The organism is Anaerobranca gottschalkii DSM 13577 (assembly GCF_900111575.1).
Lineage (GTDB): Bacteria > Bacillota > Proteinivoracia > Proteinivoracales > Proteinivoracaceae > Anaerobranca > Anaerobranca gottschalkii.
This window is the reverse complement of sequence record NZ_FOIF01000057.1, coordinates 1-11107: the sequence shown is the minus strand read 5'-3', so window position 1 is coordinate 11107 and position 11107 is coordinate 1. Positions and strand designations below refer to the sequence as shown.

The 11107-nt window shown below is 33.1% G+C and carries 11 protein-coding genes; 10 read left to right on the top strand and 1 reads right to left on the bottom strand.

Annotated elements, in window-relative coordinates; all coding sequences use genetic code 11:
- Positions 1-458 precede the first annotated feature (458 nt).
- The 9 genes from BMX60_RS10255 (at position 459) to kce (ending at position 9400) form a co-directional block, all read left to right on the top strand.
- A complete protein-coding gene (locus BMX60_RS10255; RefSeq protein ID WP_091351375.1) occupies positions 459-2561 on the top strand; it encodes a methyl-accepting chemotaxis protein in 2103 nt (700 codons plus the stop codon).
- Between the two features lie 124 nt (positions 2562-2685).
- On the top strand, positions 2686-3132 hold the full coding sequence (gene rpiB / locus BMX60_RS10250; protein WP_091351374.1) for a ribose 5-phosphate isomerase B: 447 nt from the start codon (positions 2686-2688) through the stop codon (positions 3130-3132).
- Between the two features lie 6 nt (positions 3133-3138).
- Positions 3139-3696: a TIGR01440 family protein gene (locus BMX60_RS10245; RefSeq protein WP_091351373.1), complete on the top strand. Its 558-nt coding sequence runs from the start codon at positions 3139-3141 to the stop codon at positions 3694-3696.
- 4 nt (positions 3697-3700) lie between these two features.
- Positions 3701-4933 (top strand): serine hydroxymethyltransferase, encoded by a 1233-nt coding sequence (locus BMX60_RS10240; protein WP_091351372.1) that lies wholly within the window; start codon positions 3701-3703, stop codon positions 4931-4933.
- A gap of 37 nt (positions 4934-4970) precedes the next feature.
- Positions 4971-5600, top strand: coding sequence for a uracil phosphoribosyltransferase (gene upp / locus BMX60_RS10235; protein ID WP_091351371.1), 630 nt, complete (start codon positions 4971-4973; stop codon positions 5598-5600).
- The gene (locus BMX60_RS10230) at positions 5587-6054 is read left to right on the top strand and encodes a deoxycytidylate deaminase (protein WP_278276556.1); all 468 of its coding nucleotides are present in this window, start codon (positions 5587-5589) and stop codon (positions 6052-6054) included. The genes upp and BMX60_RS10230 overlap by 14 nt, the downstream gene beginning before the upstream one ends.
- A gap of 130 nt (positions 6055-6184) precedes the next feature.
- On the top strand, positions 6185-8170 hold the full coding sequence (locus BMX60_RS10225) for a cell division protein FtsA (protein WP_091351369.1): 1986 nt from the start codon (positions 6185-6187) through the stop codon (positions 8168-8170).
- Between the two features lie 19 nt (positions 8171-8189).
- Complete coding sequence (kal, locus tag BMX60_RS10220) at positions 8190-8582, top strand: 3-aminobutyryl-CoA ammonia lyase (RefSeq protein WP_091351368.1); 393 nt, start codon at positions 8190-8192, stop codon at positions 8580-8582.
- A gap of 5 nt (positions 8583-8587) precedes the next feature.
- Complete coding sequence (gene kce, locus BMX60_RS10215; RefSeq protein WP_091351367.1) at positions 8588-9400, top strand: 3-keto-5-aminohexanoate cleavage enzyme; 813 nt, start codon at positions 8588-8590, stop codon at positions 9398-9400.
- Between the two features lie 95 nt (positions 9401-9495).
- Here kce and BMX60_RS10210 read toward each other — a convergent pair whose 3' ends face one another.
- Positions 9496-10452, bottom strand: coding sequence for a helix-turn-helix transcriptional regulator (locus BMX60_RS10210; RefSeq protein ID WP_091351366.1), 957 nt, complete (start codon positions 10450-10452; stop codon positions 9496-9498).
- Between the two features lie 155 nt (positions 10453-10607).
- Between BMX60_RS10210 and BMX60_RS10205 the strand changes: the two genes are divergently transcribed.
- Positions 10608-10793 (top strand): hypothetical protein, encoded by a 186-nt coding sequence (locus tag BMX60_RS10205; RefSeq protein WP_091351365.1) that lies wholly within the window; start codon positions 10608-10610, stop codon positions 10791-10793.
- The last annotated feature ends 314 nt before the right edge of the window (positions 10794-11107 follow it).

The following is an 11107-nucleotide window of genomic DNA, read 5'->3' as shown; positions in this document are numbered from 1 at the left end:
GAAAGTAAAAATTAGGGCTTTTATTGTTTTTGCAATAAAGCCTTAGTTTGTAGACAAAGTCATTTTAAAAAGACTGTGGTAATTAAACATTCTAACAAAGTCTCCGTCTAATTTTTGGCTTCTATCTAAAAGGAAGAAGGGTACCGCTCTAATTCGCCGTCCATGGCTCAATAGAGCTTTCGGAACGTCCTGTTCCTCACCCCTTCTTCCTTTTATCTAATCAGCTCTTAAATCTAACTCCTCGACTTAATCGTATCTTTGTTTAATTACCACAGCTGATGATGACTTTGTCTATAGTTTGTCTTAAGTCTGAGGGCTTTATTGTTTTGCAATAAAGCCCTTTAATTTTATAGAATATTTGTTTTTATTTTAAAAAAAGTAGTTTTGCAGGAATTAATAAATTTATATAGAATTATATTTTATTATACCCATAATGGAAACAAAGGAGGCAGAGAAGTTTGTTTTTAAAGGTAAAAAAATGGTATCAGTCAGTCAAGGGAAAATTAGCGAGGGGTATAAAGAAAAATGAGGGGTATAAAAAATTTAAGATTAATAAAGTAAATTTCTCTTTTAAAAGACCTAATTTTAAATTTAAAAAACCAAATTTTAAGGGTTTATATGGAAAAACTCTTACAATTAGTGTTGGAGCAGTGTTGATTACCGTTGCTATTTTATTAGGTGTATCACTACCCTCTTTTTATTCCCATACTATTAGACAAGCAGAAGAAACCCAATTGGTAATGGCGGAACGTTTAAGTAACGCCATCACTGATTATCTTAAGGAGTTGGAAAGCCTTAGTTCTTATCTTTCCCAATTACCAGATTTAAGGAAAGGGGATTTTGTTACTGCTAGAAGGTATTTCCTTAGTATGGCTATAGAAGATAATAGAATAAATAGAATGACTTTTTATGATTTAGAAGGAACTAGGGTATTTACATCTGGTGGTCAAGAACAAAGGGATAGGTCAGTTGAAGGTTTTGATAAGGCTAAAAGAGGGGAAGTACATAAAACAGACTTTTTCTTAGGAGTTGGAAATAATCCAGTAATGATTATATCTAGTCCGGTCTATGACTATAATACTAATGAAATAATAGGTGTTTTTGAAGTTGAGTATAACATAAGGATGTTATGGACTTATATTTATCAATATAATTTAGGATCTACAGGTGGAGCTATGATTTTAGATAGTTCTGGAACAATAATTTCCCACAGGGAAAATGCTAGAGTTTATAATAAATTAAATTTAAAGGATTCTTTACCTTGGCAAGAAATGACGGAGAAAGGGAAAGGGAATATTGAATTTGAAGATAATGGTAGAATTTATTTAGCAGCCCATTCAAGGGTCCCTGGGTTTAACTGGCAAGCAGTTGTTTTCCAAGGGAAGGATGAATTGTTAGAACCAGTTATAGCGATGGCTAAAAATATAATAAAAATAGCCTTTCTTTTAGCATTAGCTGCAATTATAATTACCTTGCTATTTGTGACGAAAACTTTTGCTCCGTTAAGAATACTAGATAAAGGTGCTAGGGCTATAGCAGCAGGTGATTTAACTCAAAATTTTGAAGTTAAGACAAAAGATGAAATTGGTGAACTTGCTAAAGCTTTTAATACAATGGTAAATTCTTTAAAAGAAATAATCGGCAATTCCTTAGAATCTGCAGAAATCACTGAAAAAACTGCAAAAGAATTGAGTATTGCAGCAAATGAAGCTGCCATTGCCTCTCAGCAAATAGCAACAACGGTAGAAGAAGTGGCTAAAGGTGCTGAGCAGCAAACAGTAGCTAGTCAAAGGGTTGTAGAAAAAATTAACAATGTTGCTGTTATGGCTAAAGATATCGCAGAAAGGGCAAGTATGGCAACAAAGGTTAATCAAGAAATGGTAGTAACCATTGAAGAAAATACCCGAATAATGGTAGAACTTATTTCTGCCCTAAAAGAAATAGTAGCAGGGAATATCCAAGTTTCAAATAATATCAATGAGTTGGAAAGGGATGCACAAAAAATTAGTAAAATTATTACTGTAGTTACAGAAATAGCTTCTCAAACTAACCTTTTATCTTTAAATGCAGCCATTGAAGCTGCTAGGGCTGGGGAACATGGTAGAGGTTTTGCAGTAGTAGCCGATGAAGTAAGAAAACTGTCTGATGAAACAAGGAAAGCGGCAGATGATATCAAAAAAATTGTTAGTGGAATTCAAAGCCAAATTTCTAAAACAGCTCAAACCATTAACAGCCAATCTTCTAAAGCTCAAGGTCAGTTAGAGCTTATAGATACCGCCAATAAAGCATTGGATGTAATTTTAGAAATTTCTAAAATCACCCTTGAATCTATTACTGAAATTAATTCTGCTGCCCAGAAACAGTCTGAAGAAGTAGAAGAAGTGGTGGCAGATTCTCGACAAGTAGCTTATGTTGCTGAACAAACGTCTGCTTCTAGTGAAGAAGTTGCAGCTACTACCCAACAGCAAACGGCAAGTCTTGAAGAAATCACTGCCGCTACCCAATCTTTAGCAGAGGTGGCAGGAGTACTGAAAGAGTTAGTAAATAAATTTACAGTTTAGTTGCATATACTAAGGGCAGGCTATTATGTCTGCCCCAAATTTTTGTTATATACTATTAAAAGAATTTAATAAATATGTTAGAATGAAAACAAGATTAAAAACATAATTCGAGGAGGAATTAACTTTGAAAGTAGCTGTTGCCAGTGATCATGGAGGATATAATTTAAAAGAAATAATTAAAGAGTATTTAGAAGAGTTAAATGTAGAATATCAAGATTTTGGTTGCCATGGTTTAGAAAGTGTTGATTATCCCAAATATGCCAAAATTGCAGCAGAAAGTGTAGTAAAAGGGGATTGTGATTTCGCTATAATAGTATGTGGTACGGGGGTCGGAGTAGCCATTGCCGCCAATAAAGTAAAGGGGATTAGGGCAGCAAACTGTCATGACTGTTTTTCAGCAAAAGCCACTAGAGAACACAACGATGCCAATGTGCTAACATTAGGAGAAAGGGTAGTAGGACCTGGGCTTGCTAAAATGATAGTAAAAACATTTTTAGAAACAAAATTTGAAGGAGGACGTCATCAAAGGCGGATAGATCAAATTAAAGAAATAGAAGATATGTGGAGGTGATATTTTTTGGATAATACTATATATCAACAGGTTAGGGATTTATTAGATGAATTACATAGTTTAGCAGATCTTAAAGAAAGGGATATTGTTGTTGTAGGTTGTAGTACCAGTGAAGTAATCGGAGAAAAAATAGGGACATCTTCTAATGAGGATGTAGCAAAAGCTATAATGAAAGCCCTTTTAGAGAAAGCCGAAGAAAGAAAATGGAGTTTAGCTATCCAATGTTGTGAACATTTAAACAGAGCTTTAGTGATTGAAAGGGAAACAATGGAAAGATATGGATTAGAGGAAGTGACAGTGGTTCCAGTAGCTAAAGCTGGTGGTGCTTTGGCTGCTCAAGGAATAAAAAGTTTTAAAGATCCTGTGGTAGTTGAGACTATTATGGCTAAAGGAAAAGCTGGTATAGATATCGGTTCAACTTTGATTGGCATGCATTTAAAACCTGTAGTAGTACCTTTAAGATTTAATAATAGGTTTATTGGTAAGGCTTATGTTACTGGGGCAAAAACTCGACCTAAGTTAATAGGTGGAGAAAGAGCAAAATATACAAGGGAAGGGAGTTAGTCATATGGAAAATTTAAAAAAAGTTGATCCTGAAATTTATCAGGCTATAGAGAAGGAGCTTTGGAGACAAAGGAATAAGATTGAATTAATTGCTTCAGAAAATTTTGTTAGTAAAGGAGTTTTAGAAGCACAAGGTTCTGTTTTAACTAACAAGTATGCAGAGGGATATCCGAGTAAAAGATATTACGGTGGTTGTGAGTATGTTGATATTGTGGAAGAATTAGCAATAAATAGAGCTAAAGAATTATTTGGGGCCGAACATGCCAATGTACAACCCCATTCAGGAGCTTCAGCAAATTTAGCAGTATATTTCGCCATCTTAAAACCAGGGGATAATGTTTTAGGTATGAACTTATCCCACGGTGGACATTTAACCCATGGCAGTCCAGTAAATATTTCAGGAATATACTATAATTTCCATCCTTATGGAGTAGATGAAGAAACAGGTAAAGTGGATTATGAAAAAGTAAGGGAATTGGCTTTAGAAATTAAGCCTAAGTTAATTGTTGCAGGAGCTAGTGCCTATCCCCATAGTTTAGATTTTGCTAAATTCCGGGAAATAGCTGATGAAGTAGGAGCTTATTTAATGGTGGATATGGCCCATATTGCAGGCTTAGTTGCCGCTGGTTTACATCAAAGCCCTGTTCCTTATGCTGATTTTGTAACAACAACTACCCATAAAACTTTAAGGGGACCTAGGGGAGGAATGATTCTATGTAAAGAAAAATATAAAAAATTAATAGATAAAGCTATTTTCCCTGGATTACAAGGTGGACCCCTTATGCATGTAATTGCTGCTAAAGCTGTTGCTTTAAAAGATGCTATGGAACCTTCATTTAAGGAATATATGGAGGGAGTAACTAAAAATGCCAAAGCTTTAGCCAAAGCCTTTATGGATAGAGGTATAAAATTGGTAGGAGATGGTACCGATACCCATCTAATGTTATTAGATTTAAGGAATTTGCATATTACAGGGAAGTTTGCAGAACATATCTTAGATGAAATAGGAATTACTGTAAATAAAAACACTATTCCCTTCGATCCAGAAAGCCCCTTTGTTACCAGTGGTATAAGAATAGGAACCCCTGCTGTTACTACTAGAGGTTTTAAAGAAAAGGAAATGGAAGAGTTAGCAGATATAATTGCTACTGTATTAAGGAATAGTGATGATCAAGGAATAATGGAAAGTTGTAAAAAAAGAGTTGAAACCCTTTGCAAAACCTTTCCTTTGTATTAAAATAATATAGATTGATTGAAAATTAGGAGGTCGTAGCATGGGAATTGTAAAAGTATTAGATCATCCCTTAATTCAACACAAACTAACATTTATTAGGGATAAAAACACAGGATCAAAGGAGTTCAGAGAATTAGTAGAAGAAGTAGCTTTATTATTAACCTATGAAATTACCAGAGATTTACCATTAGAAGATGTGGAGATAGAAACCCCTGTATGTAAAGCGACAACAAAAGCCCTATCTGGTAAAAAAATAGGAGTTATACCTATATTAAGGGCCGGGTTAGGTATGGTAGGAGGAATATTAAAACTAATACCTGCAGCTAAAGTAGGCCACATCGGAGTATATAGGGATCCAGAAACCCTTCAACCGGTAGAATATTACTGTAAAACTCCTACTGATATAGCTGAAAGGGATTTAATAGTAGTTGATCCAATGTTAGCTACAGGTGGATCTGCCAATGCTTCCATTAAGTTTTTAAAAGAAAGGGGAGCCCAAAATATTAAGCTGATGTGTTTAATTGCTGCCCCTGAAGGAATAGAAGCTGTCCAAAAGGCCCATCCCGATGTAGATATTTATGTGGCAGCAGTTGATGAAAAGTTAAATGAACATGGTTATATAGTGCCAGGTTTAGGTGATGCCGGTGATAGACTCTTTGGAACCAAATAAAAACACCAGACCTAGTTGGGACCAATATTTCATGGAAATTACCCATGTAGTAGCAAAACGCTCCACTTGTCTAAGAAGACAAGTGGGAGCATTGCTTGTTAAAGATAAGCGAATATTAAGTAGTGGCTATAATGGAGCACCTAGCAATTTGCCCCACTGTAGTGAAATAGGTTGTTTGCGACAAGATCTTAATATTCCCTCTGGTGAAAGGCATGAACTGTGTCGGGGATTACATGCAGAGCAAAATGCTATAGTTCATGCAGCAATGCATGGGATATCCATAAAAGGAGCTACCATTTATATAACGAATCAACCATGTGTTTTGTGTGCTAAAATGATAATAAATGGTGGGATAAAAAAAGTGGTTTTTGCCGAAGGTTATCCTGATAAACTCAGTGAAGAAATATTAGCAGCAGCCAATATAGAGTTAATCAAAGAACCCTTTAAAGGATAGATTGTTTACATCTAAAAGGCATAGTTTATTGGAAATCAATAAATTATGCCTTTTTAAATTATTAAGGAATGCAGGAAAAAAAGTTTTTTTGGAGAAATAATAATAAAAATGAAAATAAGGTGATGATTTTATGGCAACGAATAATTCCCAAGCTGATGTAATTTTTGCTTTAGATATTGGTACAAGGACAGTAATGGGTTTAATCTGCCAAATCCAAAATGAAAAGTTAATGGTTTTAGCCCACCATGTAGCAGTACACAAAGATAGAGCGATGAGAGATGGACAAATACATAATATTCCTAAAGTAGCAGAAGTAGTAAAGGAAGTTAAAGTTGCTTTAGAGAAAAAAATAGGGAGAAAGTTAACAAAAGTAGCAATTGCTGCAGCTGGTAGGGCGTTAAGGACTGTTAAAGGTAGAGGTTATAGGAATTTTAAAGATATTCCTTTGTTAACAAAAGAACATATCCAAGAGTTAGAGGTTCAAGCCCTATTAAACTGTAAAAAAGAAATTGAGGAAAAATTTCCCCAAGAGCCCCTTTATTGTGTAGGTTACAGTGTATTAAACAATAAAATCAATGGCTATAATATAGATTTTTTAGAAGGGCAAAAGGGGGGAGAAGCAGAAATTGAGATTATAGCTACTTTTTTACCTAATATAGTTGTAGATAGCTTATTTGAAGTTTTAAAAAGGGTTGATTTATCTATCCAATCCTTAACTTTAGAGCCTATAGCCGCTATCGAAATGGCAATCCCTCAAAAGTTAAGGATGTTAAATTTAGCATTAGTAGATATCGGTGCAGGAACATCAGATATCGCCATTTCTAAAGGTGGAGTGGTTATAGGCTATGGTATGGTACAAAAAGCAGGGGATAAAATAACTGAACTTTTAGCGGAAAAGTATTTGATAGATTTTGCCACTGCAGAATCGTTGAAAATAACTTTATGTAATAAAAAGAAGGCAAGTATTATTGATATATTAGGAATTAAAAGGGAAATATCCTATGAAGAGTTTTTAGAGGTGATAAAACCTGGGGTTGAGGAAATTACTGAGGAAATAGTTGCGGAGATTATAGCATTAAATGGGAAAGCTCCCAGTGCTGTTTTTTGTGTAGGGGGAGGGAGTCAAATTGAAACTATTAGACAAAAATTGGCGGAAAAATTAAATTTACCTTTAGAAAGGGTAGCTATTAGATATAGGGAAAATTTAGAAAATGTAAAGATAAACTCCCGTAAACTTAAGGGTCCAGAAATAATTACACCTTTAGGGATTGCAGCAGTTGCCGATAAAAATAGTTTCCATAACTTTATAAAAGTCAAAGTCAATGATGAAGAAATAGCTATTTTTAACCCTAAGAGGGTAAATGTAGCCCAGTGTTTATTTACAGCAGGAATTAAAGTGGAGGAAATTCTCAAAGGTATTAGACAAGAAGATTTCATATATTTTATCATGGGAGAAAAGGTGGTAATTCCAGGTTCTAAAGGTTATCCAGGTCAAATATATTTAAATGGCAAACAAACCAGCCTTGAACATGAAGTTACAGAAGGTGATAGCATCCAAGTGGTAATGCCCCAAAATCCACCTAAGGTAAAAATGAGTTTACAAGATATTTTAAAACCTTATAATTATTATGTAAATTTAAATGGCGTAAAAAAGAGCCTAATAAAAAAGATAAAAGTAAATGGAAAAAACGTACAACCTGGATATATTTTACAAAACAATGATAAAATTGAAATTGAATATATTAATAGTTTAAAGGAACTTATTGACCATTCTTTAGATGATTTGGATATTTATGTAGATAATAAAAAGATAACGGAAGATATAGAATTTTTTAATCCCCAAAAGAATATCTTAAATATTCCTCAAAATATTACCTTTAGTAAAATATCAGTTGATGAAAATAAAGGAGAGCATACTCAAGGTTTTTCAGTTATTGCAAATGGGGAATCTATATTTTTAGATAAAGAAAAACCTTTAGTAGTCGATGTTTTTGATAAACTAAATTTTGATATCACACAGCCTAAAGGGATGTTAAGAATTAAGAAAAATGGTTTAGAAGCAGGCTTCGCCGATAGAGTAAAACCCGGTGATAGTTTAGAATTTTATTGGGAATAAAAAAGGGAGGTAAAATACTATGGAAAAAGGGATGATTAGAGTAAGAATAAGTCAGCATGATGCTCACTATGGGGGAGGATTAGTCGATGGTGCTAAAATGCTACAGCTTTTTGGTGATGTAGCTACCGAATTGCTGATTAGACATGATGGCGATGAAGGACTTTTTGTAGCTTATGATTCGGTGGAATTTTTAGCACCTGTTTATGCTGGTGATTACATTGAAGCTGTGGGAGAAATTACATCAGTTGGTCGTACATCCCGTAAAATGAAATTTGAAGCTAAAAAAGTAATAAGACAGTTGGTTGGAGGAGCACCATCTAGTGCAGAAGTTTTAGAAGAGCCAATAGTGGTATGTCGTGCCACTGGAACATGTGTTGTTCCTTTAGAATTACAGAGGTTCAGAAAGGAGTAAATGAAATGCAGCCTTTAATTATTACCGCTGCCTTAGTAGGGGCTGAAGTTACGAAAGATCAAAATCCAAATTTACCAATTACTCCAGAGGAAATTGCCCAGTCAGCCTATGAATGTTATCAGGCAGGGGCATCTATTATTCATTTACATGTCAGAGATGAGGAAGGGAAACCAACCCAATCTGTGGAAATTTTTAAGAAAACTATAGGGTTAATTAAAGAGAAATGTGATTGTATAATTCAAATTTCCACTGGAGGAGCAGTAGGAACGCCGGTAGAAGAAAGAATCGCCCCTTTGTCTCTCCGTCCTGAAATGGCAACATTAACTACTGGAACTGTTAATTTTGGTAATGATGTCTTTATGAATACACCTAAAGATTTAGTTGCCTTTGCCAAAGCTATGAAAGCATATGGAGTTAAACCAGAAATTGAGGTTTTTGAAGGTGGAATGATTAACAATGCTTTAGCTTTAGTTAAAAGGGGATTATTGGAGCTACCATTACATTTTGATTTTGTTTTAGGTGTGCCGGGAGGCTTAACGGCAGGAATTGAAGAATTGTTATTCCTTAAAAACATGGTACCCCAGGGTTCTACTTGGACAGTAGCTGGTATAGGAAGACATGAATTACCATTAGCTAATTTTGCAATTTTGTTAGGAGGTCATGTAAGGGTTGGCTTTGAAGATAATATTTATTATGAAAAAGGGGTATTAGCAAAATCCAATGCTCAGCTAGTAGAGCGAATTGTTACTTTAGCAAAAATCCTAGGTCGACCAGTAGCCACTGTAGAACAAGCCAGACAAATCTTAAATTTAAAATAGGTAGAATAAAAAGAGAAAAAAGCATGATTTATTAATCGGATATAAATCATGCTTTTTTTAATGTTATAAAATTAAGTTATGCTTATTAAAATAAACTAAGTATGTGGGGTTTCTGCTAATTTAAAGCAGTTAAATTCAGGGGAGTATTTGCAATTGAAATAATTTTGGCAGTTACGTATAATCTTATCCTTAAAATAAAGTTGATTATATCCTTCACAAAGACTTACCGCAATATTAAAGGAACTCACATAGTGTTTATCATTTAAATAATATTGAGTAACCCCTTTTCCATAATATAAAATACTTAATCCTACATACTCTTTTTGCTCTTGACAATACCTTATACCTAAATCATAGTAATTTAGGGCATTTTTATAATCTTTTTTTCTTTTAAAGGCTGTAGCTAGATTATGGCATATTTTAGGGAAAAGGGGATCTTTTTTATCCTTTAATTTATCAAAACAAAAAAGCATTATTTCTAAGTATTTATCACCTTCATTTATATTATGATAGATGAAAGCTATGTTCATTAAAATACGAATCTCCATTGACGAATAATAGAAGTTTCTAAACTTATCTAAGTCAAAGTTATCTGTTGTTATACTTATAGCTTTAACAAAATTTATTAAAGCTTCCTGGTATTCTTTTTTGTTATAACATATAAGACCTTTTATAAAAAAAATTAATTGATTAACTAAACTTTTATGGTATGAAGTTTTGATAACTGTCAGTAAGTTTAATAGACTGTTAATTTCCAACTCTAATCCTATATAATCATTTTTATCAATAATGCTATCTATTTTATCTATAGTTTTTTGGTATAAAGTGTTGTCATCAATACTAAAACTAGATAATATAAGATAAATATCTTGTTTGAAAAATTTAGATAATTTATCCAAAGCTTCAAATGGAGGGATTATTTCACCACTTTCCATTTTCCTAATGGTACAGAGGTTTAACCCTGTTTCAAGGGCTAATGTTTTTTGAGATATTTTATGTTGTTTTCTAATACTCCTAACAGCTTTTCCAAAAGAAAACAAATTGTAAGCCATAGAATCCCTCCCCTTAATTAAAATAAATATTATTAAAATATTGAAAAATATTAAAAAATATAATACTATAATTTATATACAATTATTTTTATTTTAATATAAAAGGGGATTTATATCAATCTTTTTAATTTAAAATAGGGAGGAGGTAAGAGGAAATGAAAAAAATATTTTTAGGTATTTTGTTGCTTTTATTTATTTTTGTAATTAGTTCAAACATTAATAGCAATAATATTTTATGTAATAATGATGATGAAGATATAGAATGGCATAATATAAGATACGATTTATGTAATAATGATGATGAAGATATAGAATGGCATAGTGTAAAGGCAGTTATCTAAACATTAAGGGATTGTCGGGAAATAGCTAATTTTACAATTTTAGCTCATGAATAAAAAGAACTCGCTAGTTGTGGGACTTTTTAGAAGTTAACCATAACTATTGAGTTCTTTTTTTATTAAAGAAATATTAATTTTGGGCATGACAAATAAAAGTAGCTAATTTTATTGGTGGATTTATTTTTAAGCTGCTACTTCTGAAGTTTTTCCTTCAAATTCTTTTATTTGACCTGTTATAAAGGGAGTATAAATAATTTAGTGTAATTGGATTTTTTATTTACTTGATCAACTAGGAGAATTAAAGCTTACTTAAAATA